Genomic DNA, 24397 nt, shown 5'->3' on the forward strand with positions numbered 1-24397 from the left:
CTTCGATAAGAAGGTGAAAAGTTGGGCAACTATTTGTCATTGGAGAGGAGTCATGTTGCAGAATTATGCATTTCCTCATGTATATTTGTTAAATTGAGAAATCTAATAGCAACTATTTAGGGCCATGATGTGCATTGATGGTGCTTTTGTATATATTGGTATGTAAACAGGTGTCCTCATAGGAGTAGGTGTGATGACGATAAGAAGGGTACAACCCATTGATTTAGAGCCATTGGTAGAACTTTGGGAAATGGTCTTTCCAGATGATCCGTCCCACAATGCACCACGCTCTATGTTACCCACGAAACTGGATGTAGATGATCTGATTTTAGTGGCTTGGGAAGAGGGCAAGTTAATTGGTGCCTGTATGCTTGGCTATGACGGTCACCGTGGCTGGTTGTATGCCGTTGCTGTACACCCAGACTACCGTCGTAAAGGTGTCGGAACAAATTTGATCAATGCTTCGTTTCAGACACTGCAATCTCTTGGCTGTATTAAAGTGAATCTTCAGGTGCGTGAGGTGAACAATCCAGAACTGATTGCTTTCTACGAATCCTTGGGTTTTGAAGTAGAAAAACGCATTAGTATGGGTAAATTAATTGACGGTTAGTGTCTGTTCTTTGAACGATCTTTGTGTCTCGTCTTGAAATACGGTGACACAAAAGGAGGCTCCGACCGTTAATACCTGCTGTTTGCTTTTTTGTCTACTTCCTCAAAACCTTGATAACGCTACCTGACATCGCGTTGTCATGGCTATTTCTTGCTTCTCATTTTAATTGCTTAGGTTTCTTTGGCATTACGATTACTAGACCGCTGAGCGTAATACCATGCCTCTTCCCTCTGTCTTATTCTACATATGTAGTAGAAGCGCATAATTTTGACGTTTTTAGTATACATTCACACGTTTAAACACGATTAAACTAAGTGTACTAGGACAAAAGTTATACAGATTTTCTTTCTTATATCGTTTTGTGCTTAAACAAAGAAGCAATGCTCTGTCGTAATGCTGATCAAAGCTGAACGCATTATTCCCAAAATAAGACAGAGAGCCCTTGTCTGGTTTTAAAAAAATTAAAACGCCAGAGCATACGAATTTAACTATCTTGCAGGTAACGAAAAGATGACTTCTATTGAGCAAATCAAATCCGCACGCGCCAGTGCGCTTTCTATGACTCAAAACGGTGCGCCTAAAGCGACTAGCAACCAATTTTTTGGTGTCGGTCCTATCACTGATATGACTCAGAATGAAGTTGATGCACGTCAATTACGCTTTGAATTTGATGCTTGGATAGAAGAAAACTATCCAAAACTGGATGACAAAGGTAACCGTATTGGCAGTTTCACAACGGCTGAGCTAGGTCGTGGTATGCACCGTGGTTACCCTGCAGATAAAGTCCTAAATGACATGATGCGTGAAATCCACCGTTACTTTGGTTTCCCTAAAGCCAACAGCATGGCTGTAGGTCTTGGTGGTGGTCACAGCGGTTTCACTGCAGCGGCTCTTCACTTGATGACAGCAAACGATCCTTCACAAATCGTTTTTGTTGATACGCCTAAGCCTGAATCAGAAGAAGGCAAAGCAGGCGGCTTCTTCCGTCAATCTTGGGGTACTCAGCTAACGGAACTTCAGCGTTATGCAACGAACGGTGACGAAAGCCGTATCCTTTTCGCAGAAGGCGAAGGCGCGATCCCTAGCGCATCTTTCCTACAAGAGAAAGGCGTTAAGTTGTTCTTTGGTGTTGGTCACGAAACAACAGGCGCGACAACTTACACAGAGCAAGAAATCCGCAACCTTCTAGAATGGGTTGACGCAAACCCAGAAGAACACCACGCGGTAATCGACGCGACATCTCTTCTAGGTGCTATGCCTTGGTCAAAAGAGCTAGTAGATGGCGTGTTGACGAAATGTAACATGTTCATGCCGTTCCAAAAGGCCATCGGTGGTATCTCTGGTTACTTCATTGTCTCTCTGACGAAGCCAGCACTTGCGCGTATCAATGCGAATCAAAAAGATCCAGCATGGGCGATTCCTCGTCAGTTGAAAATTGCTGTGCCACGCGATGCAAAAGCGCCTCTATCAAGCGAAAAAACAACAGATCTTGGTCCTATCTACGACGCTGAAAAAGATCAAATGTTGGGTGGTATCATCAACACATTCAGTACGCTTGCATTTGCTGAAACTACTTTCGCTGTATTACGCAACGAGCGCATGATCGGTGATGTATACACACTGAACGCACGTTCTGCGCAAAACCGTGTGCTAGTAAACGAGTGGATCGCAAACAGCGACCTATTTGAACTTGGTGTAGAGAACTCTGATTCTCGTGGTGCAGCGGTTACTCTTCTGAAAGTAACTGACAAAGACATCACAGATGCAGATGTACACAACCGTATCATCGTGAAATCTAAGCAAATGCTAGGTTACGAAGGCGTTACTCACACAGACGGCACCCATGAGAAAGGCCTAGACGTTGCACGTTACGTGAACGCATTCCCAGGTTCTCCAGGTGACTACCGTGCATGGATCGGTGGTATTCGTCCAACGGCTGATATTACGGCGCTACTAGACAACATCCAGTACTGCTACCTACGTGCGAAAAATGCTGTCCTAGAAGAAATTCTAGCGGAGCAAGGCGAGTCTTTCGAAAGTGCTGTTTCTGCATCAAATGCTGCTGACGTTCGTGTAGACGACGCTAACCGCGCTTACAAAGTATTGATTGCTGATCTTGTTGGTATGGTATTCAATGCAGATGGCGAAGCCGACTGCAGTGAAGTGGCCGCGTACATTAAGTCTCAAGGCGGTGAGTTCCACTTCGGTTCTGTCGCTGACGCAGGCGAGCTTGCGAAAGGTAAAGTACATTTCTTCTACCAGCCAAGCCTAAGCCGTGAAGACGAGCTGCTAGCGGAAACTGGCGAAGGTCAATACGATGCCGTGATCGCAGCAGCAACTTTCTTCCCAGCTGAGTCTAAATTCGAGCTAGGTGGCGTACGTATCGGTGCGGGTACGGGTAACATGGGTTCTGCTAGCTGGGGCGGCGGTAACGGTGAAGGTGGTGTCGCACCACTGATGAACACGCCAAGCTTCAACTCTCGTGCAACAGCACAAGCAGCAATGAAAGCGCTACTTAAAGTACTACCAGACCTACAAGTTTCTGCAATGCATGATCGCGTTGTTGCTGGTGACTTCGACACAGGTAAGAACCTTGCTGAATTCCCAACAACGAAGCTAGAAGGTAAGAAACTTGCGGTGGTTGGTTACGGTAACATCGGTCGTGAAGTCGCGAAACTGGGTGCGGCATTCGGCATGAACGTATCTGTCTACGCGCGTCCTGCTCACCAGCAGTGGATCGAATCTGAAGGCTTTACTTACGCGTCTAGCATCGTTGAAGCAGCGCAAGACGCTGATGTGCTTAGCCCACACACGGGTCTAGGTGCATTCAACGCTGACTCTGGCAAGTTCGCTAACGCTGACATCATCAATGCAGACGTTTTCTCTGCAATGAACGAAGGTGCCGTACTAGTGAACTACGACCGCGGTGAAGTAGTTGATATCGAAGCGCTTGATGCGGCACTAGCAAGCGGCCAAATCCGCTACGCAGCGATCGATGCGGATCTATTTAAAGATCCAGAGACTGGCGAATTGTCTGGTCCTATGGTTCCATACCGTAACATCTACGAAAAACACGTTGGTAAGATGGAGCTTCTTCCGCACGCTGCAGCAGACACTGAGCACGTTTCTCGTGTTGAAGGTGCTAAGCAAGCTGTTGACCAACTTCTATCGGTTATTCAATATGGTAAAGTTGTGAATCTGAAAGGTGATCTACCTGAAGGCTTTACAGATGGTGGCGCTAAAACAGTAAACGGTGTGGGCAAAGTGAACTCTAGCTCGGTTGCGAACTTATCTGCTGAGCAGATCAAGCAACTTGCAGACAGTGCAACACAATTAGCAGCTTACTGGGGCGCAATTAACGCGACAGAAGATGCAGACAAGCGTGCAGCATTGGTTGCAGAGTACACGGAAATGATGGTATTGAACTCTAATATCTACGGTACGCTACTTGCACAAAATGGTCTTCAAGGTCCATTCGGAAAGTAATCGCTATTAGCCAGTTCCAATAGATAGCTCGATAAGCCGCATCAACGCCGTGACGTAAGTCCTGTTGATGCGGCTTTTTTATATATTATGCCGCTAGGAAAATGAGGGGAACAGATTTGCATTCAGTAGATAAAGATTCCGCAGTTGCTATTTTTAACGCTGCCATTGATGCGGTCGCAGGATACAGTGCAACCTATCGAGCTGTATCGGCGCTTGATGGATTTAAGCCAGATCAAATTATTGCTGTAGGTAAGGCTGCGAGCGGCATGTGTGCCGGAGCGCTGGCAGCCTCTAACCCAGACTGCCCAGCACTGCTGGTGACCAAATACGATCACACAGATCAAACTATGTGGGCGGCGCCTAATGTGACAGTGATCGAATCGGCGCATCCGGTGCCAGATCAGCATTCATTGGATGCCGGTAAAGAAATGCTAGCGACAGTCGACGCCATGGTACCTGGGGGCAAGCTATTGTTGCTTGTTTCAGGGGGAACGTCGGCTCTATCAGAAGCCTTACCTGATGATGTGTCATTAGCAGATTGGCAGCAATTGACAGACCAAATGCTGGCGGCCGGTTATAACATTGGTCAAATCAATGCGCGCCGCAAAGAAACCTCGCTAATCAAAGACGGTAAGCTGCTGTTGAACTTTAAAGGTGCGGAAGTGCGCGTCTTAGCGATTTCGGACGTAGAGGGCGACAGCATTGCAACCATTGGCTCAGGAACGGGTGATACGAAGCGCTGTCCGACGAAGTCGAGCGTTGACCTAATCGCAACCAACGAAGTAGCGCGTACCGCGGCGGCAACAAAAGCCAAAGCGCTAGGCTTTACTGTCAATGATAACCAAGAGTGTCTCTACGATGATGTACTTGTGTTATCGGAGCGTATCGGTCAAGAGTTAGCGAAAGCAACGCCTGGTGTGTACATCTACGGTGGCGAGCCGACGGTAAAATTGCCAGAGAATCCTGGTAGCGGCGGTCGTAACCAAGCGTTAGCGTTAGGCTTGGCACAGCATATTGTCGGCCGTGATGACATACTGATTTTGGTTGCAGGTACCGATGGCAGTGATGGTCCAACCGACGCAGCTGGCGGTATTGTGGACGGTTCGACAGCCGTAAACGTAGAGCAAGTGCGTGATGCGCTTAAACGCGCTGATGCGGGGACGTATTTACGAGAGCATGATGGCATCTTTATTACGGGTCCAACTAACACCAATGTTATGGATGTTGTAATTGCGATTGTGCGCTAGTTATTACTAGTTTTTACAGCGCGTTTTAACGGTTAAAAATAGGGGAAGCGGCTGTAGATTTGAGCCGCTTCTCTTGTTTCGAGCCCGCCACTCATTCTATAGATACAGCGTAACGTGATGAGATAGCGTGCTGCGCGCGCACTATCCTTTGCGAAGGGTTTTATCTACAATATCGCTACTTCTAATGTTGAGATGATAATGTCGAATACAGTCGCTTCAGGTTTGCGTAAATACGGACGCTGGGTATTATTTGCCTGGATGCTGTCCTTGCTGGGACCCTTAGTGGTGCCAACGCAGCCGGTTGTGCAAGATGACTATGTCGTTCTGCGTGTATGTACTTTAATGAACGGCGTACAGTTTATTAAAGTACCGCTTTCCGAGTATTCAGACAGTAAAGTGAAAGACCACATTGGCCAATTACATGCCAGTTGTAAATGTGGTTTGAATGTCGATCATCTCTCTATTCTGGCTGTTGATTTTCCTCTGCCAGACACGAATTTTGCACCAGCGCGCTGGGCAATCCCCCATAATGGGCACGTTCTCGCGACTTTCGATGCTCATTATTCTCCCCGAGCACCTCCTAGTTTGGTTATCTGATTCATCCGTTACATATCAATACGCGTAAAATCCAATACCCAATTTCTAGGAGGGCAATTTATGCCTGTTAAACAGTTTATTTCATCGGTTGTATTGTTAGCGACAGCATCAGCGTCTAGCTTGGCATTGGCCAGCACTATTGAATTGTCCGATCCTGCTGTACGAGCAATGCCGCCGGGTGCGCCAGCCAGTGGTGCTTACGTGACACTGACCAATCATTCTGATCAAGAGCGTTTTTTGGTGGATGTGGAAAGTGATGCAGCGGACACGGTTGAGATCCACATCAGTAAAATGGAAGGCGACACTATGGTGATGGCGCGTGTGCCTCATATTGCTGTACCAGCACATGGGCAAGCGATGCTAAAACCTGGTGGTTATCACATCATGATGATTGGCTTAGCGAAACCCTTTAAAGCCGGCGACCAAGTCAAGTTCACGTTAGTGATGAAAAATGGTGAACGCATTCCTATGCAAGCGCCGGTGATGTCTCCTGAACAAATGGCGAGCTATATGCCAGCGGGCATGTCGATGAAACACATGGACCATTCAACGATGAAGCATGATGACATGAAGAGTCATGAAGGCCATGAGATGAAAGATAAGGATGAGCACAGCGCACATCATTAATCGATTGGCGGGGGCCGCTTAGTCGCTAGCCTCCGCCGGCGACGCGCGTTATCATTCGGTTTTAACTTTGTGACCCTGTGAAGGAATCGACCATGAGCCGCCACTTTATTCTAGGCTACGGCAGCCTTATCAGCTCAGAAAGCCGTGCTAAAACGGGTGAAACAGGCCAAGTGTGGCCAGTGAAGTTACTCGGCTATGAACGATCGTGGGCGGTGATGTCTTCGGCTCTGGGAATGAGTTCAGTAGCGGTGATGAAAGCCGAAGCGAAAGCTTGTAACGGCGTGCTAATCGAAGTGGCGGAAGATCAGTTTCCATTATTTGATGAGCGTGAACAGGGCTATCAGCGTGCTCAACTTGAGCGCCATCAATTACAGTCTTATCACCAAGAAACGTTACCAGAAGGTACCTATTGGGTATACCATACACAGCAAGTGGTAGAGCCGTGTCATGTGTACCCGATTGTATTGAGTTATGTGGATGTCATTCTAGCGGGATGCTTAGAGCATGGCGCGGCTTTCACTGATGATTTTTTATCGCTTACCAAAGGCTGGCATGCGCCACTGGTGAACGATCGCCCGACACCGATTTATCCTCGGGCCCAACTAGACCTTTCGACTGAGCGTTTGAATCATTTATTAGCGCCAGTCTCGAACCTGACCTTACATGAGCTATCTCGATCCTATGACTCTTAATTCCCCTAGCTTACTGCTAGAGCGCAACGCATCTCACTTCACTGGCAAGGTATTATTCGCCAACCCAGAAGACGCTTACCCACATAATTTAAGCAAAGACGCAACGGTCTATGCTTGGTGTCAGTCACGTACAGTGTTTGACCTTCTGACTCGACTGGGGATGGGTGAAGACGTTTTACACTTTGGTCACCAGTGGGATGATACCAAGGCGAATGAATTTGACCACGTCATTATTTATCAGCCGAAAGCGAAAGAGCTATTAGATTATCTTCTAGCGGTCACGTTACCTTTGTTGAAGCAAGGTGGCTGTGTTTGGCTAGTGGGCGATAACAAAAGTGGTGTGAAGTCTTCTATGAAGCGCTTGGTGGCGCCGCTTGAAGAAGTGGGCAAAGTTGAAAGTGCCAAGCACTGTTTGCTGTTTAGCGGGCGTAAATTGGGTGAAGCGACGCCCTTTGTATTTGATAAATGGGTCAAACGCTGGGATCAAGACGTGGCAGGGCAGACGTTCACCTTATGCAGTATTCCAGGGGTGTTTGGCCATGGTAAAACTGATAAAGGCACAACATTGCTGCTGGAACAGTTGTCGCAGCATCGTTTTATGAGTGATGTTGCCAATGCGCGCTTGCTTGATTTTGGTTGTGGTGACGGCATTATCAGTATGTGGTTACACCAAAAAACGGGCGCCAATATTTCTGCATTGGATGACTCGGCTTTGGCGTTGAAAGCCACTGAGTTGACGTTTGCGGCCAATGACGCAAGTGCCGCGCTGACGCTGATTGCATCGAATGGCTTGGATAATGTGAAAGGCCGGTTTAATTATGTGATTACCAATCCGCCATTCCACTCAGGCGTTCATACCGACTACTCCATCGCAGAGCGTTTCTTTATCGGTGTGAAACAGCATTTAACCTTAAACGGCGAACTGTTCGTAGTTGCGAATGATTTCTTACGTTACCCGCCATTGATCGATGCTTCGTTAGGTAAGCATCAAAAGCTTCATAAAGCGCAGGGTTTTGTGATTTATCACGCTCGTCAGATCAAGAAATAAGCGATACAGCGTTCAATGCGTTAGTTCTTGTTAATTAGAAAAGCACAATCCAGTTTGGTGATTGTGCTTTTTCAGTTGGATGGATTATTACAGCCAATTGTTGGCATAGATGGAGTCGCCGGTCGTTGGGGTAGTGGGGAGTCCGGAAAAAATCGCTATGCGATTATGCGTCATGTGTTAGAAGATGGCTTTTGCATGAGCTGAACAGATCCAATTGTTGGCTTTTGGCACGAGTCTGGATGCCATATAAGCCTAAAATAGAGTGGAATAAGTTGTCGTGAGAAAGTGCTGTTTCACTTGCTTTCTTTGACACACACGCTTTATCAATCCCCTTACTGTGTGCGTATTGTTCGGGTAGCCAAAGTAGCCATGGCACGTGAGTTTGCTCTTTGGGTGCTATGGCATAAGGCGTACCATGAAGATATAGGCCACTTTCGCCTAATGATTCTCCATGATCGGATATGTACGATAGGGCAATGTTGTACTGTGACTGAAAGGGTTTAAGTGTCTCAATGGTCTTGGCGATGAAATAGTCTGTGTAGGCAATGGTATTGTCATACACGTTCCGAATTGCCTCATCGGTGCAATTTTCGATATCACTTTGATTGCAGCTAGGCGAGAAAATTTCCATCGATTGAGGGTAGCGTTGCCAATAAGTCGGACCGTGGCTTCCCATCGTGTGCAGCACGACAAATTTGTTTTGTGGCGCTGACTCAATAAACGCTTTCATTGGTGCAATTAAGCTTTCATCGTAGCAGTAATCCTTTTGACAAAAAGGGCTGACTTGAGAAATAGCATTCATCGTGCTGCTTGTCCGAGCAACACCTTTATCGCCCCCGTCATTTTCAATCCATAACGTCTCGACACCGGCTTTCCTGATCACGTCGACAAGGCTATCTCGGCTTTGAGCACGTGCTTTTTCAAAATCATTTTGACCCAAATCGGAAAACATACAAGGTACTGAACGAGCGGTGTAGGTGCCACATGATGTTACATCTGTAAATGTAATGAGGGGATCGACCATAGTGTAAGGATTAGTATTACGCTCATAGCCATTATATGAAAAATTTTTTGCCCTAGCGGTTTCTCCTAAGATGAGTACCACAAGAGTTGGTTTAGCATTTTGGCTGGTGGCAATCTGGGCATCGTCACCTAACGAGACGTAAGGAAGTGGGGCTGTAAAATAGGTCTTATTTAGGTACTTTATCGAGTTAAAAAACTGAGCCGGAATGATCATTCCTCCTAAATAATGGTTATTACGACCGATGGATGCATAGTTTTTATATTCCGTTGAAAGAACGCATCCGATGCCAATGATAGCGATTAAAAAAACACCTAAGCGTGGTTTAAATTGTCCCCAGATGCCTTTCGGATACTCAATCTTAACGAAGCCAATGAATAAACTAGGGAGGATGCCGTACATCATAATAAAAAGTACCGAGCTCAGGCTAATGTAGGTACTCAATTCATTTTGATTGGTTTCAAAGACATTTTCCATCATGCTCACACCCAGTAAAATGTGGTACTGCTCAACTCCATACATGGCAACCGCTGATGTGAGTGTTAGGAAAATCATGAACGGTTTAAACACGTAAGGAAGCGAAACCACGGTAAACAGAAACGCCAGTAAGCAAAATAATAGAATGGGAGCGGTATAAGGGAATATCGCAAGATTACTGTCAGCGGCCAGTTGAAATAGCTTGTCTAATAATGCTCTGTTCAATACTAACGAGTAATACAACGATAACAGAAGAATTAAGTGTTGAATTTTAATAGAGGGCCTTGCGGATAGAATGCGTCTCACAGATAACAGCCTTAAACATTATTTTAAGCATCGCAATATATGTGGCAATTCTTAACAGTAGCTTAAGTGCTGATTGTTTACTGTACTCTTGCTTGTTTTGGGAGTTGTTCATTCGTCAGACTCATGTCATCTTAATTTACAACGTTAATTATTAAGGAAAGGGCATGAACTTTTTGACGAGTTTGTCAGAATCCATCATTCACTGGGGGGCGCTAATATTTTTGTGTGCTTTGGTTGTAGGGTGTGTGTACATCGCTTTTATGTACTGGGTTGATGTTAGCCAAACTAAACATACGATACGCCGAAATTATCCTGTCATTGGCCGCATGCGCTATACCCTTGAGCACATGGGAGAGTTTTTTCGCCAATACTTCTTTGCCTTTGACCGTGATGAGCGGCCGTTTGATCGTGCTGAGCGTTCTTGGGTTTACCGTGCTGCAAAACACGAAGATACCACAACGGCCTTTGGCTCGACACGCTCGTTAGAAACTCCTGGCGATATTTTCTTTGTCAGCAGCGTGTTTCCTAAATTGAAAGAAGAGGCGGTTAAACCAGCAGAAATTTGTATCGGTGAGCACACCGCGCGTCATCCATACCGAGCGTCGTCCTTAGTGAATATTTCCGGGATGAGTTATGGTGCCCTGTCTAAACCAGCAGTAAGAGCCTTATCAAAAGGTGCAAAACAAGCCGGTATATGGATGAATACTGGCGAGGGCGGTCTATCGCCTTATCATCTTGAAGGCGGCTGCGATATTGTCTTTCAAATTGGTACTGCAAAATACGGCGTGCAAGACGAACAAGGGCATTTAGACGATGATCGTCTATTGAAAGTCGCTTCTTATGAGCAAGTGAAAATGATCGAGATTAAGCTGTCTCAAGGCGCGAAGCCTGGCAAAGGTGGCATGCTGCCAGGGGGAAAGGTAACCGCTGAAATCGCTGAGGTCCGCCATATCAAAGAGGGTGAAGATTCGATCAGCCCCAATCGTCATGTCGACATTTCTTGTACCGATGATTTGCTTAACATGATTCACCATGTGCGTGAATTAACTGGCAAACCTACAGGTATCAAAATGGTGGTCGGTGATTTGAGCTTTTTTGATGAGTTCTTTTCTCGCATCCATCAGCGTGGTTTGGAGTATGCGCCTGACTTCATTACTTTGGACAGTGCTGATGGCGGTACGGGCGCAGCCCCGCAAACATTGATCGATTATGTAGGTGTAACCATCCGTGAGAGCTTACCTGAAGTTGTTAATCGCGTGACATCCTATGGCTTGCGTTCGCGTATCAAGATTATTGCAACAGGCAAATTAATCACGCCTGGCAAAGCGGCTTGGGCTTTGGCAATGGGGGCGGATTTTGTGGTCAGTGCTCGTGGTTTCTTATTCTCATTAGGCTGTATTCAAGCGCTGAAATGTAACCATAATACATGTCCTACAGGGATTACTACGCACGATACTGAGCTGCAAAAAGGGCTGGTGCCGGAAGAAAAATCTGTCCGTGTTGCAAACTACGCCAGTGAAATAGCGTACAGCATTGGTTTGATTGCTCATGCTTGTGGTGTGAGTGAAGCGCGCCAGCTTAATCGTAAGCATGTACGAATGATTCAAGATCAAAGTCATTCTGTTTGCTACGACGATGTGAATCCGTTGCCAAAAGAAAACGCTGACCGACATGAGGCGGATGCATTTTAACGTCTCTATCGATCTATAAAATTTAGTAATTCACTCGCCGCCACAGACAAGCATTAAGATTAACGTATGCTTGTCTGTGGCGTATCAGTTAACTTCTTCTGCGCCATGCATGATAACGCGCAAGCCATGTCATGATGGCCTTAGGCGCGTGGGATTTTTTCCATTCTCCAGCGGCATATTTGTTGGCCTCAGCCCAAGTTGGATAAGCATGAATGGTGCCCAATACTTTGTTTAATCCGAGTCCATGTTTCATCGCTAGAACAAACTCAGGCAGCATTTCTCCCGCTTGTTCAGCCACAATGGTGACACCTAAGATACGGTCTTTGTTGGGCTCAGTGAGAACCTTGATAAAACCGGTGGCTTGGCTTTCAGTAATGGCGCGATCCAAATCAGACACATCGTAAACCGTTACTTCATAGTCAATGTTTTGAGCGTTGGCCTCGGCTTCGTTCAGTCCCACACGAGCCACTTGAGGCTCAACAAAAGTGACTGCAGGAATCACACGATAATCGGCCTTAAAGCGTTTTAACTGGCCAAATAGGGCGTTTACGCTGGCATACCAAGCTTGGTGTGCTGCTACGTGCGTTAATTGGTATGGCCCTGCGACATCGCCCGCCGCCAAAATGTTCGGATACAAGGTTTCTAAAAACGCATTCGTCTCGATGGTTCGTTCGCAAGGGATGCCCAATTCTTCCAAGCCAAAGCCTTCTAAGCGTGCTTGGCGACCTAACGCTAGCAGCACATAGTCAAACTCGATACGGCTTTCTTTACCCTTCTCAGAAGCATAGACGCTGGCTTGGCCATCTTCAAAAACGAAGTGTGTGGCGTGTGTTTGTAATCGTATATCGATGCCTTCGGCCGCTAGCTTATCTTTGACTAAGCTGCTGACATCCTTATCCTCTCTTGATAGTAAAGACTCACTTTTTTCAAGCAAAGTGACTTGGCTACCAAGACGCTGCAGTGCTTGGGATAATTCACAGCCAATGGGACCTCCGCCTAGAACTAATAAACGCTTAGGTGGTACATCTAAGTCCTTAAATGTTTGCCAAAGAGTATCGCTGGTGACGTACGGAACGTCATCTAAGCCTTTCATTTTAGGCACAAAAGGTCGAGCTCCGGTGGCAATGACGATGCTGCGACTGGTTAGTGTGTCCTCACTTCCATCAGGGGAAGTAATGCGAACGGTCCAAGGGTCTATCAGCTTAGCGTGGCCTTGACGCACATCGACACCGAGATTGGTATAACGCTCAATGCTATCGTGTGGTTCAATTTGGCTGATTACGTCCTGCACGCGAGCCATAACGGTTTTAAACGAGAACTCTGGTGTGGCATTGGTTAAGCCGTAACGCTCGGCATGACGCATCTGATGCGCTACTTTGGCACTTTTGATCAAGGCTTTACTTGGTACACAGCCAAAGTTGAGGCAATCGCCTCCCATATGTTGTTGTTCTATAAGGGTAACTTTGGCTTTTACTGTAGCTGCAATGTAGGCGCTTACTAACCCTGCAGCGCCTCCACCTAAAACGATTAGGTTACGATCGAAATGCTTTGGTGGTTGATGCTGCTCGTACACTCGACGCTTTTTGATGAAGCCCAGTACCAGTTTTGCTATCCAAGGAAAAATACCCAACAGAGCGAACGAAGCGAGTAAGCTCGGAGAAACAATACTGCTAAGGCTGTCGATCTGAGCCAATTGTGTGCCTGCGTTCACGTACACGGCTGTGCCTGCCAACATGCCGACTTGAGACACCCAGTAAAAGGTCCAAGTTTTGATTGGAGTTAAACCCATGAGTAAGTTGATTAAAAAGAAAGGGAAAACCGGCACCAAACGAAGTGTGAATAAGTAAAATCCCCCATCTTTTTCAACGCCTTGGTTGATCGCCTTTAAGCGTTGATGAAAGCGTTTTTGCACCCAGTCACGCAAAAAGAAACGTGCGCCAATGAAAGCGAGCGTAGCGCCTAATGTGCTGGCAAAGGAAATAATCGCCAGACCCCAAGCTAAACCAAATAGAGCGCCGCCAGCCAACGTTAGCAATGTCGCACCAGGAATGGACAGCGCTGTCATCAACACATACAGCACAAAGAAAACGAGGGTGACTAAAATAGGCTGTTGATCTCGCCAGTCCTGAAATTGCGCTAGGTTTTGCTGCATCGAAGTGAGCGTAAGATAGTCACCAAATTGGGTGAAAAGGATGACGCCCAACAATAAAACAGTACAGGCTAAAACAATTTTTTTCATATAATTTTACCCGATTAAATAAGGTGATTATGCCACTCTAGTTTTGTCTGTTATTAGACGGAAGCGCTAGAAAAATATTACATCACTAACAAATAAAAATAATTTGATTTACATATGGCTTTTTTCGTGAGGTGGCTAAGTATTAGTTTTCATTAAATTAGTGACTTGTGGGTGCACATTTTACGCAAATTCTTAACAAACGGGGAACAGTACTACTGAGCTTTTACCTTTTGTGAAAATAGTTTCTACTCTAAATAAACAAACCGCCACTTTATTATTTTCACTGGGAGTTCATTTGTACCATGATTCTTTTAACCGTACTGTTTAATGTAATGGGTATTGCGTTATCTGCCGGTGGAGTTTGGCTCTTAGCTCTCGGTGGAAGCCCTTACTATTTGATTGCTGGCTTAATGTTTATCGTCGTCGGTGTGACGCTTAAGCGTCGCCGAGTAGTGGCCAATTCTGTTTACGCCTTGCTACTACTGGGAACAATGGCGTGGGCACTTTGGGAGTCAGGACTAAACTGGTGGCCACTCGCGAGTCGAATGGGGCTTTGGTTAGTGATGGCAGTGCCTCTATTGATTTTCGTACGACGCCAAGGTGTGCGTGCCAATGCTTTGTTACTGCCCGTGTGGGCAATTTGTGGAGCGATCACGTTAAGTCCACTGGCAATGGAAGACTCTACTGCGGTTAAAGGCACGATGGCAGAAAAAGTCATTGATGAAGATGCCAATACTGGTCTTGAAGGGCAAGATGAGTGGTTGGCTTATGGCCGCAGTAATCTCGGGCAACGCTTTTCACCTACGAATCAAATTACTATCGAGAATGTTTCAGATCTTGAATTAGCATGGGAGTACCAAACGGGCGATACCAAAGGGCCGAAAGATGTCACGGAAACTACTTATCAAGCAACCCCCCTTAAAATTGGCAATGCTCTGTATCTTTGTACCCCTCACAACTGGTTGATTGCACTGGATGCCGATACGGGCAAAGAACTTTGGAAGTACGATGCCAAAGTACCTGCAGAGAGTCAGCGTCAGCATCAGACGTGCCGCGGTGTTTCGTATTTGCCTTCAAGTAACTCAAACACGCAAAATATCGCCATGAAAATGACACAGCCTTCTGAAGACTTAGCGCCGGTTCAGTGTGATGCTCAGTTATTTATGCCAACATCAGATGCTCGCTTGTTGGCGTTTGATCCGGTGACAGGGGCGCTGTGTAAGAACTTTGCTGACGCTGGTACGTTAGACTTAATGCATAACATGCCTTACAAACAGTCGGGCTACTACTATTCCACGTCGCCACCGTTAGTGGCCAATGGCAAAGTGGTGGTCGCTGGTGCTGTAAACGATAATTATGCGGTTAACTCGCCATCGGGTGTGATCCGTGGTTACGATGTGAAGACCGGTGAGTTGAAGTGGAACTGGGATGCTGGCCACCCTGAGGACACGACACCCATTGGAGCAGATGAAACGTATGCGGTTAGCTCGCCAAATAGCTGGTCGGTAGCAAGTGCGGACGAAGAACTTGGTTTGGCTTATTTTCCAATGGGCAACCGTACACCTGATCAATTAGGGATGTACCGCTCTCCTGCGGATGAAAAGTACTCTACGTCTGTTGTGGCGTTGAGTCTTGAAACGGGCCAAGCGCAATGGGTGCAACAATTTGTGCATCATGATTTGTGGGACATGGATACGCCTGCACAGCCCGTTCTGATTGACTTAGACACGGACGATGGTAAGCAGCCTGCATTGGTAGTTCCAACGAAGCAGGGCGATGTCTATGTACTGAACCGTGCAACAGGCAAACCGATTTTTCCTATCTCTGAAGAACCCGCACCTAAAGGTGCCATCCCTGGCGACTTTACTGCGCCAACTCAGCCGACATCAGCGGTTACGTTTAAGCCTGATCCGCTGACAGAAGCCAAAATGTGGGGGGCCACACCTATCGACCAGATGTTGTGCCGTATTGAGTTCAACAGCTTGAATTACGAAGGTCGTTACACGCCGCCCTCTGAAGAAGGCTCTTTGATATATCCCGGTAACTTTGGCGTGTTCAACTGGGGCAGTGTAGCCGTCGACCCCAAACGCCAAGTGATGTTTGGTATGCCACTGTACTTAGCTTTTACGTCCAAGCTAGTGGCCAAAAAAGGCCAAGATTTGGGTGAAACGAATCAAGGTGAGCAAGGCCTTAACGAGAACGCAGGCGCATCTTATGCCGTGCAAATGGGGCCATTTTTGTCTCCTATTGGTATCCCATGTCAGCAACCACCATGGGGGTATGTTGCTGGGGTTGATCTGCAAACGGGCCAAACAGCGTGGCAACATAAAAACGGCACCATTGAGGATCTAACACCACTGAAATTACCGATCAAAATGGGCGTTCCTGGTATCGGTGGGCCGATTATAACAGACAGCGGTGTCGCATTTATGGCTGCAAGTGTGGACAACTATTTACGCGCCTACAATGTCAAAACAGGTGCCCAGTTATGGGAAACGCGCTTGCCAGCCGGTGGCCAAGCTACACCTATGACATACTTGAATAGTCAAGGTGAGCAAATGGTCATACAAGTAGCAGGTGGTCATGGCTCTCTGGGTACGACTATCGGGGATTATGTTGTGGCCTATAAGTTACCCTAATCGAAAGTCTCAGTCTGCAAGACCACTAAGCCCAGCCCTGCTGGGCTTTTTATTTCTTTTAGTTTTTTAATTGGAGGGGATATGAGTTTTTAGTTATAACGAAACGATGCCATAAAAGTACGATTTGATATTGGCGACAGTGTTGAGAATTCCCTATCATGCCCGCCTAACCGTAGCCAAAAGCTGCGAAATTCAAGTAATTAAGCTGGAAACAACAGTGACTATGAACAAACCTACCCCTGTGGCATTGCTGCCATTGCTTCTCTTTTTGACGCTTTTCGTCGGCAGTGGTCTTTGGTACCAAAGCCAAGACGTTGATTTTGCGTTCTATCAAATTCAAGCGCCTGTGGCGATTTTGCCAGCTTTGGTATTGGCTATATTGCTAAGCCGTGGCGCTTTAAATGACCGTATTGAAACCTTTATGAAAGGTGTGGGTGATCCCACTATCATTACGATGGTGTTGATTTACTTGCTGGCAGGTGCCTTTGCGAGCGTGGCGAAAGCCATTGGTGGGGTCGATGCAACGGTGAACTTTGGTTTAAGCATTATCCCTCCGAGCTTTATTTTACCTGGGATCTTCATCATCACCGCTTTTGTAGCGACGTCGATGGGGACTTCTATGGGAACAATCGCAGCGATTGCACCGATTGCACTGGGTGTAGCGGATGCCGCTGATTTACCGTTGCTCACGACGGTGGGTGCTGTGGTGGGTGGCGCGATGTTTGGTGATAACTTGTCGATTATTTCGGATACGACGATAGCCGCAACGCGCACTCAAGGTTGTGAAATGCGTGATAAATTCCGTATGAACTTTAAAATCGCATTACCTGCCGCGTTATTGGTGTTGGTATGGCTCTTTTTTCAAGGCTCACACGCACAAGTTGAAGATCTGCAGGACTTTGATATCTGGTTAGTTTTGCCTTATCTAACCGTTCTAGTGTTGGCTGTGCTCGGTGTTAACGTGCTGTTAGTATTGTTTTCAGGCATTGTGTTGGCTGGGGCTATTGGCTTGCTAACGATGGCGGATTACAGTGTGGCAAGCTTGTCAAAAGATATTTACTCAGGCTACACCGGTATGCAAGAAATCATGATTCTGTCTTTGCTGATCGGCGGCTTGGGCGGTCTGATGAAGTCCCAAGGTGGTTTGGAATGGATCGTACAAACGATTGAATCGATCAGTCGCCGGTTGGGTGCCAAAGAAGGCTCCCAGAGAGCGGGCGAATTAAGTATCAGTGCGTCGGTTGCGCTTACTAACTTATGTACAGCAAATAACACGGTCGCTATTTTGATCAACGGTTCCGTTGCAAAAGATGTGGCGACTCGATATGGCGTGGATCCGCGTCGTAGCGCGAGCTTATTGGATATCTTCTCTTGTGTTATACAAGGCCTGATACCTTACGGCGCGCAAATCCTATTGGCGTCTTCATTGGCCGGTATCTCACCCATTGAATTGATTACACACGTTCAATACAGCTGGATTTTAGCACTGGTTGCGTTGACTTCGATCCTATTTGGCTGGCCGAAACCAAAGACGCTATAAGCGTTTAATGCAAAAAAAACCGCTTGCCGTAACATTTACGGCAAGCGGTTTTTTTATGACTGTCATCCCCAGCCCATTTAGGGAATAGGTCGGTGATAACTGTCAAATAGCATTATTTTGAATAAGCACCTGATGCACTGCGCTCAGATAATGAGCCTTCTGCATAATCTGCAATGGCTTCACCTTGTTTCTCCCAAAGGGCTTGTTCTTCAGCCGTTGCTTTTGGCGAGAACACACCAATTTGTGCGTAGATCAGACCCAGTACAGGAGAGATCCAACAAGCGAAAGCAAGTGGGATGTACAATAGGTTTTCAAAGTTACCATCACCGATTGTCAAACCCAATGCACCGATAACAAACGCACCGCCCGCATTCCAAGGGACAAGTGGTGATACCAGTGTACCGCCTTCTTCGATTGCACGAGATAAGTTCAACGTGGAGTATTTCATGCCACGATACACCGGCGCGTACATACGACCAGGCAGTGCGATCGATAGGTACGGGTCACCTGCTACTAGGTTAGTTGCGACAGATGTAAGTGTCGCAGACGTTTGAATGCCACGGAATGAATCTACTTTTGACATAATGGCTGCGATGATCGCCTCAAGACAGCGTGTTTTCTCTAAAGCACCACCAAAACCAAGGGCAATCAAGATCAACGAAATTGTCCACATCATCGATTGAATACCACCACGATTTAATAGACTGTTGATCGCATCAGACGATGTTTGAATAGAGTAACCACTGTTTGCATACGTTAAAACGTCATGTACGCCAGCGCCTTGAGTGAACATTGCAACAGCCGCACCCGTTAACACACCCGCAAAAAGAGAGGGAATTGGGGGCATACGTTTGACGGCCAACACGATGACAACAAGTGCTGGTAATAGCAACCATGCTGAAATTTCGAAGTTATTTTGCAAAGACGTTGTTATCGAATTAATGCGCTCAAACGATGCACTATCGGTGTCGATTAAAGTAAAACCAGCCACTAAGTAAATAACCAATGCGATCAACATTGATGGCACAGTCGTTGGCATCATATTTTTAATGTGAGAAAACACATCCGTGCCAGTCACTGCAGGCGCTAGGTTTGTTGTATCTGACAGAGGTGAAACCTTGTCGCCGAAGAAAGCGCCAGATACTACGGCACCTGCAGTCCAGTACATAGGAATCTCAAAACCTGCACCGATCCCCATCAAGGCCAAACCAACTGTACCTACTGTTCCCCATGAAGTACCTAGTGAAAGCGATACAACGGAACACAGAATCATGGCTGCCGCTAGGAAAATCTGTGGTGACAATAAGGTCAGTCCATAATAGATCAATGTCGGCACAGTACCAGAAGCAATCCATACACCGACAATCATGCCTACCAAAATCAACACAGATACTGAGGGCATTGACACATGAATAACATGGAAAATACCTTCTTCGATATCCTTCCAACGAAGTCCCAATTTTATTCCGACTAACGCTGTAATGGCTAAGCCAATAGCTAATGGAATATGAGGAGTAAAATCACCGAAGTAGAAGATTTGAACACCGAGTATTGCTAGCGTCAAAATAACGGGCACAAGTGCTAAGCCGAAGCTTGGCATCTGCGCCGTTTTAGTGGGTTGGTTTATCGCCATGTTAGGTTCCTGCTCTCTTAAATGTTTTTTATATTTGGTAAACCGTCTGAGTTTACTCAGTAGTTAAGTTTTAGCAGGATCAGCTGCGTAATTTACAAACAACTCGTAATACTTTGTATCAACAATGTGAAACGGTAAGTAAACGATCACCGCTTCCAGTTGAGCGTTTAGTGCTGTCAAAAGGGTCGTGAAGCTACTCAGTAACTGACGCTATATGAAGTTATAGAAAGGCCTGAGTAACCTGTTGATATAGAGTGTATGGTCTAAAATGACGCATTTAAAACTCAACAAGTGTGTGCTAATTGGAGAAAGGCAGACGAATCATGTCGCTTTAAGGAAGGTTGCACTGAGTGGGAGCGAACATGAAAGCTAGTGATGGATTTTGAGGCAAAGCCCAAACCCTAAGTGTGCTATTTTCTTTGTTAATTGAAAGGATCTGTCATGCTCCTGTGTGATCCATTGATTTGTTTGTTATAAGTGTTCGTCATGCGTTTACATTACATCAATCTGTTTATATTTCGTTCATAACTGGATACTAAAGCAGTGCTTATCTTTTAGAGATTGAGTTGCTATAGTCCTATGACATCATCGTCTAATGACGGTTTTATGACGATGTATCTTTCCTTCCCTAATGCTAACTGTGATCAGACTATGCTGACATCTGAAATCAAAATACTTGTGGTGGACGACTCCAGTGTCACCCGAGAAACATTACAAAGCTACTTTGCTGAAGAAGGCTACAGTGTCGATGGTGTTGATACTGCAGAAGCGGCTGAGCAGCGTTTAAGCAATGACGTTTATGATCTGGTCTTATTGGACATTCGGTTACCTGGCAAAGATGGCTTAACGCTTACCCGAGAGCTTCGCTCTCGTTCTGAGATAGGCATTATTTTGGTAACGGGTAAGCAAGATGAGATAGATCGGATTATCGGTCTTGAGTGCGGTGCAGACGAATACGTATGCAAGCCATTTAACCCCAGAGAAATTCTTGCACGAGGTAAAAACCTTATTCGTCGGGTAAGAGCCCAACGAGACATGAATAAATTCACGGAAGAGCCTGTCTTACGTACTCTAGGTCCATGGCACCTGGATACTTCCCGTAGAGTGCTTGTCCGCTCTGATCGTACTATCACCCAATTGACAGAAGGCGAGTTTCAACTATTGCTTGCATTGATGGAGCATGAGGGCACGCCATTAAGTCGCGATCAATTGATGGACCGCATTAAAAATCGTACTTGGAATGCAACGGATCGAACAATTGATGTGTTGATTGGCCGTATTCGTCGCAAGCTTGCTGAAGATCCAGATTGTCCGCCTATGATCATTACAGTTCATGGGGTAGGTTATCTGTTCAGTGTCTCTGCGATTGAAGATGAGCCATGCGAACCTTAGCTGTTGCACTGAGTGCTCTGCTTTTTAGTGTGTCTAGTTGCGCGACTGAAAGCCTTTTCGATGAATCTTCTGAATTACAAGGTATGACCGTGCGCCTTTGTGGAACACCGGCTTATCCCCCAGTTTCTTGGGTTACGTCAAGTGGCCGTGTTGAAGGTGTTAATGCCATGCTTGTTCGTACTTTACTGAACTCATTTGGCGTTTCAGTGGATGACAGGCAAAGCAGTAACTGGCGGCGATGTTTAAAAGAAGTCGAACTAGGCAATGTTGATGTGATGACGGGGTTTCGAACGGAAGCTCGCACCCATTACATGGTGTTCCTAGATACACCGCTTGTTAAAGAAGACATTAACTTATTCTACCCAGCATCTGAACCGATTGAATTTAATGGCTGGGCAGGATTATCAGGAAAAAGTATTGGTGTCTTGATGGGCGATAGCTTTGGTGATCGCACAGATGCCGAATTAGCCAAGTATCCACGCTTAGAGTGGGTATCCAGTCAAGATCAAAATCTTTTGAAACTAGCGGATCGCCGTCTGGATGCTGTGCCAATGGGTAAGCGCTCTGGGCAACTTCAGATAGATGTTTTAGGGTTGGCGGGACAGATTGACTCAGTAGCGACGGATGTCAGTGATTATTGGTACATTGCGATTTCTAAACATTCCCCCTTGATAAAATGGTTGCCTGAGCTTAATAGCCAGTTAAACGTGCTGTTAAGCGATCCCAAGCTCATTCCTTTGTGGATGGCTCAACAGCGTACTATGTATCTACAAAGCGCCGAGGCGAAGACTTCTGAGAAGGATATTCCATGACACGGCCTTCAACATTAGCCAAAGTATTGGGCTACAAACAAGCCCACCCGTTAGCGTATCGTATCTTTATCAAGTTGATTTCATTGAGCTTATTACTGGCTCTCGTGTCGACCAGCATTCAAGTCTACAATGAATATCGTCGTGAACGCGCTGCACTTCAGCAACAAACCGATTTTATCACATCGTCGCATATTGAAGGCATTCGAAAAGGTTTGTGGGACCTTGATCAAGAACAGTTGCTGCTTCAGCTGAAAGGAATTATGAATTTTTCGAACGTCAATGCCGTAATGTTGCACTCGCAAGATTGGCAAGATGACATTATTGTTGGCGACCTTCCAGAAAGGGCATCCCAAGCTTACGGTACAACCTTCGATATTTACTATGAAAACCGAAACGGCTTGCAGACTGAGCGTTTGCTCGGAGAGTTAACGGTATACCACGACATGGTCGCCATCCAATCACGTTTATTGCGGTCAGCTGTAGAAATTGCCTTATTCCAAAGTGGCTTAGTATTAGTTAATGGTTTGCTATTATTGCTGATCGTGCATTTTATGGTGATCCGGCATTTGGAGTATATGTCACGTTATACTCGCTCTGTTGGTGCTGGAAACCTTAAACAAACGTTGCGTCTACCGCATAAAAAGAAAGTAGATCAAGACGATGAATTGGATGCAGTAGTCAATGCTCTGAACGATATGCGCGAAGCGATTTTAGAAGATATTAAGCAAAAAGACCGGATTGAAGCCGAGTTGCGTTACCACCGAGATCAGCTGCAAGAGCAGGTCTTACGCCGCACGCAACGATTACAAGGTGCTAAGGAAGCAGCTGAGCAAGCGAATAAAGCGAAAAGTCAGTTTTTGGCAACCATGAGCCATGAAATTAAAACACCGTTGAATGGTATTTTAGGCATGGTGGAATTGTTGCAACGCACCGAGCAAGCCGCTGCAAATCAAGAAAAGCTTGATGCTATTTATCAGTCTGGCGATGCGTTACTAGAGATTCTAAATGGCTTGCTTGACTATGCGCGTTTAGAGGAGGGTATGTACTGTCCTGAGGTGAGTGTTTTTTCAATTCAAGAGCTAGTGTCGTCAACCGGCTTGCTGTTTTCTGCCCAAGCAAAAGCTCAAAATAGCCAAATTGTCGTCAATATCAATGAGGAACTAGCTGAACACTATTCTGGTGGTGCTGGAGCGTTACGTCAGATTTTGTCGAATCTCGTATCGAATGCCATTAAATTTACTGAGGCAGGTACCGTGACCATTACGGTGATGCCCGCTAACGACCCAGACCACAGCGATGGTGTGTTTTTTGAAGTAGAAGACACTGGTATTGGTATATCGGAAGACTATTTAACGCAGATTTTCGAGCGCTTTAGCCAAGCAGACGAAAGCATTACCCGCCGCTTCGGTGGTACTGGTTTAGGGCTGGCCATTACAGCTCAGTTGGTAAAGGTGTTGCAGGGTGAAATTGGTGTGACCAGTGAAGTAGGGCATGGCAGCCTATTTTGGTTTTACGTGCCACTTGCCCCAGTAGCCACTGAAACAAGGCATGCACCTGTACCGGCAGAGGACGTGCTATCAGCGTTGCCTCCTATGTCGATTCTATTAGTAGAAGACACGCCGATAAACCAAGCTGTGACAATAGAGTTATTGACGCAAGATGGTCACCGAGTGACGTTGGCTGAAAATGGTACTCAGGCTCTCGCAGCCATTGCCTCGGATCCATTTGATCTGATTTTAATGGATATTCACCTGCCCAACATGAGCGGTTTAGAAATCGCACAACGCATTCGTTCCGAGTCTGGTGTAAACCAGCACACACCTGTCGTAGCCTTGACGGCCAATGTTCAACCCAGCAATGTGCAAAAGTGTCATGCAGCCGGTATTTGGGCGGTATTACCTAAGCCGTTTAAACAAGAATCGTTGCAGCAAATTATGCGTACTCAAACAGCCCCGTCGACTTCGCTTAAAGAAACACAAGGTGATTCTGAGTTAATTGATCCAGTTCTTCTACGGTCACACTTATCCGCTTTAGGTGAACAACGGCTGCGTAAGTTGTTAATCAGTTTAGAGCATGCCATGGCTGAAGGTTTGACAGATCTAAAGCAAATGCACGCTGAGCAAGATGATTACGAGGTAGCGGATATTGCGCACCGATTGGCCGGTGACGCGGATGCGGTTGGCGCACTACAGCTTGCTAATTTACTACGACAATTAGAAACAGCGGCCAATGTTGGTCAACTAAAGGATTTTGAACACCTTGTTACGACGCTGCAACACAGTGTGAGAAATACACTAGCAGAGTTTGATGCCATATTGGCTTAATGTACTTTAGCTTCCA

General features: G+C 46.2%; 16 protein-coding genes. 13 read left to right on the top strand and 3 right to left on the bottom strand.

The features are described from left to right. The first annotated feature begins 193 nt into the window (after positions 1-193). From AYW75_RS01275 to AYW75_RS01305, 7 genes are all read left to right on the top strand, one after another. A complete protein-coding gene (locus AYW75_RS01275) occupies positions 194-610 on the top strand; it encodes a GNAT family acetyltransferase (RefSeq protein ID WP_067038567.1) in 417 nt (138 codons plus the stop codon). Between the two features lie 510 nt (positions 611-1120). Beyond that, the gene (locus tag AYW75_RS01280) at positions 1121-4096 is read left to right on the top strand and encodes an NAD(P)-dependent oxidoreductase (protein ID WP_067094251.1); all 2976 of its coding nucleotides are present in this window, start codon (positions 1121-1123) and stop codon (positions 4094-4096) included. Positions 4097-4212: 116 nt separating this feature from the next. Then, positions 4213-5343, top strand: coding sequence for a DUF4147 domain-containing protein (locus AYW75_RS01285; protein WP_082856360.1), 1131 nt, complete (start codon positions 4213-4215; stop codon positions 5341-5343). 198 nt (positions 5344-5541) lie between these two features. Then, positions 5542-5940 (top strand): hypothetical protein, encoded by a 399-nt coding sequence (locus AYW75_RS01290; protein ID WP_067094258.1) that lies wholly within the window; start codon positions 5542-5544, stop codon positions 5938-5940. 60 nt (positions 5941-6000) lie between these two features. After that, positions 6001-6567: a copper chaperone PCu(A)C gene (locus AYW75_RS01295; protein ID WP_067094261.1), complete on the top strand. Its 567-nt coding sequence runs from the start codon at positions 6001-6003 to the stop codon at positions 6565-6567. Between the two features lie 92 nt (positions 6568-6659). Further along, positions 6660-7259: a gamma-glutamylcyclotransferase family protein gene (locus AYW75_RS01300; protein ID WP_067094264.1), complete on the top strand. Its 600-nt coding sequence runs from the start codon at positions 6660-6662 to the stop codon at positions 7257-7259. Continuing rightward, entirely contained in the window at positions 7249-8307 is a 1059-nt protein-coding gene (locus AYW75_RS01305; RefSeq protein ID WP_067094267.1) for a class I SAM-dependent methyltransferase, read from the top strand. The genes AYW75_RS01300 and AYW75_RS01305 overlap by 11 nt, the downstream gene beginning before the upstream one ends. A 163-nt stretch (positions 8308-8470) precedes the next feature. Here AYW75_RS01305 and AYW75_RS01310 read toward each other — a convergent pair whose 3' ends face one another. Further along, positions 8471-10111, bottom strand: coding sequence for a phosphoethanolamine transferase (locus tag AYW75_RS01310; RefSeq protein ID WP_197478873.1), 1641 nt, complete (start codon positions 10109-10111; stop codon positions 8471-8473). A gap of 164 nt (positions 10112-10275) precedes the next feature. Here AYW75_RS01310 and AYW75_RS01315 point away from each other — a divergent pair, with 164 nt between their 5' ends. Next, positions 10276-11802 carry an FMN-binding glutamate synthase family protein gene (locus AYW75_RS01315; RefSeq protein ID WP_067094272.1) on the top strand — a complete coding sequence of 509 codons (1527 nt, stop codon included), beginning with the start codon at positions 10276-10278 and terminating at the stop codon, positions 11800-11802. A gap of 88 nt (positions 11803-11890) precedes the next feature. On the opposite strand, the gene AYW75_RS01320 is transcribed toward AYW75_RS01315, so the two are convergent. Further along, positions 11891-14041: an FAD-dependent oxidoreductase gene (locus AYW75_RS01320; RefSeq protein ID WP_067094275.1), complete on the bottom strand. Its 2151-nt coding sequence runs from the start codon at positions 14039-14041 to the stop codon at positions 11891-11893. A 302-nt stretch (positions 14042-14343) separates the two neighbouring features. Here AYW75_RS01320 and AYW75_RS01325 point away from each other — a divergent pair, with 302 nt between their 5' ends. Both AYW75_RS01325 and AYW75_RS01330 read left to right on the top strand, forming a co-directional pair. Beyond that, on the top strand, positions 14344-16680 hold the full coding sequence (locus AYW75_RS01325; protein WP_067094278.1) for a glucose/quinate/shikimate family membrane-bound PQQ-dependent dehydrogenase: 2337 nt from the start codon (positions 14344-14346) through the stop codon (positions 16678-16680). Positions 16681-16903: 223 nt separating this feature from the next. Continuing rightward, a complete protein-coding gene (locus AYW75_RS01330; RefSeq protein WP_067094280.1) occupies positions 16904-18220 on the top strand; it encodes a Na+/H+ antiporter NhaC family protein in 1317 nt (438 codons plus the stop codon). 112 nt (positions 18221-18332) lie between these two features. On the opposite strand, the gene nhaC is transcribed toward AYW75_RS01330, so the two are convergent. Beyond that, positions 18333-19853: a Na+/H+ antiporter NhaC gene (gene nhaC / locus AYW75_RS01335; RefSeq protein WP_067094283.1), complete on the bottom strand. Its 1521-nt coding sequence runs from the start codon at positions 19851-19853 to the stop codon at positions 18333-18335. Positions 19854-20459: 606 nt separating this feature from the next. Here nhaC and AYW75_RS01340 point away from each other — a divergent pair. Genes AYW75_RS01340 through AYW75_RS01350 form a run of 3 tightly spaced genes read left to right on the top strand, consistent with a single transcriptional unit; the run spans position 20460 to position 24381 of the window. Next, the gene (locus tag AYW75_RS01340) at positions 20460-21245 is read left to right on the top strand and encodes a response regulator (protein ID WP_269447773.1); all 786 of its coding nucleotides are present in this window, start codon (positions 20460-20462) and stop codon (positions 21243-21245) included. After that, positions 21233-22057: a substrate-binding periplasmic protein gene (locus tag AYW75_RS01345; RefSeq protein WP_067094285.1), complete on the top strand. Its 825-nt coding sequence runs from the start codon at positions 21233-21235 to the stop codon at positions 22055-22057. Before AYW75_RS01340 ends, AYW75_RS01345 begins: the two co-directional genes overlap by 13 nt. Beyond that, positions 22054-24381 (top strand): ATP-binding protein, encoded by a 2328-nt coding sequence (locus AYW75_RS01350; protein WP_067094287.1) that lies wholly within the window; start codon positions 22054-22056, stop codon positions 24379-24381. Before AYW75_RS01345 ends, AYW75_RS01350 begins: the two co-directional genes overlap by 4 nt. The last annotated feature ends 16 nt before the right edge of the window (positions 24382-24397 follow it).

The organism is Marinomonas atlantica (genome assembly GCF_001639725.1).
Classification (GTDB): Bacteria; Pseudomonadota; Gammaproteobacteria; order Pseudomonadales; family Marinomonadaceae; genus Marinomonas; species Marinomonas atlantica.

Excerpts from the sequence above, each read along its gene's own strand:
- AYW75_RS01275 (WP_067038567.1), top strand. The coding sequence starts at position 194 with ATGACGATAAGAAGGGTACAACCCATTGATTTAGAGCCATTGGTAGAA.
- AYW75_RS01280 (WP_067094251.1), top strand. The coding sequence starts at position 1,121 with ATGACTTCTATTGAGCAAATCAAATCCGCACGCGCCAGTGCGCTTTCT.
- AYW75_RS01290 (WP_067094258.1), top strand. The coding sequence starts at position 5,542 with ATGTCGAATACAGTCGCTTCAGGTTTGCGTAAATACGGACGCTGGGTA.
- AYW75_RS01295 (WP_067094261.1), top strand. The coding sequence starts at position 6,001 with ATGCCTGTTAAACAGTTTATTTCATCGGTTGTATTGTTAGCGACAGCA.
- AYW75_RS01300 (WP_067094264.1), top strand. The coding sequence starts at position 6,660 with ATGAGCCGCCACTTTATTCTAGGCTACGGCAGCCTTATCAGCTCAGAA.
- AYW75_RS01305 (WP_067094267.1), top strand. The coding sequence starts at position 7,249 with ATGACTCTTAATTCCCCTAGCTTACTGCTAGAGCGCAACGCATCTCAC.
- AYW75_RS01315 (WP_067094272.1), top strand. The coding sequence starts at position 10,276 with ATGAACTTTTTGACGAGTTTGTCAGAATCCATCATTCACTGGGGGGCG.
- AYW75_RS01320 (WP_067094275.1), bottom strand. The coding sequence starts at position 14,041 with ATGAAAAAAATTGTTTTAGCCTGTACTGTTTTATTGTTGGGCGTCATC.
- AYW75_RS01325 (WP_067094278.1), top strand. The coding sequence starts at position 14,344 with ATGATTCTTTTAACCGTACTGTTTAATGTAATGGGTATTGCGTTATCT.
- AYW75_RS01330 (WP_067094280.1), top strand. The coding sequence starts at position 16,904 with ATGAACAAACCTACCCCTGTGGCATTGCTGCCATTGCTTCTCTTTTTG.
- nhaC (WP_067094283.1), bottom strand. The coding sequence starts at position 19,853 with ATGGCGATAAACCAACCCACTAAAACGGCGCAGATGCCAAGCTTCGGC.
- AYW75_RS01340 (WP_269447773.1), top strand. The coding sequence starts at position 20,460 with ATGACGATGTATCTTTCCTTCCCTAATGCTAACTGTGATCAGACTATG.
- AYW75_RS01345 (WP_067094285.1), top strand. The coding sequence starts at position 21,233 with ATGCGAACCTTAGCTGTTGCACTGAGTGCTCTGCTTTTTAGTGTGTCT.
- AYW75_RS01350 (WP_067094287.1), top strand. The coding sequence starts at position 22,054 with ATGACACGGCCTTCAACATTAGCCAAAGTATTGGGCTACAAACAAGCC.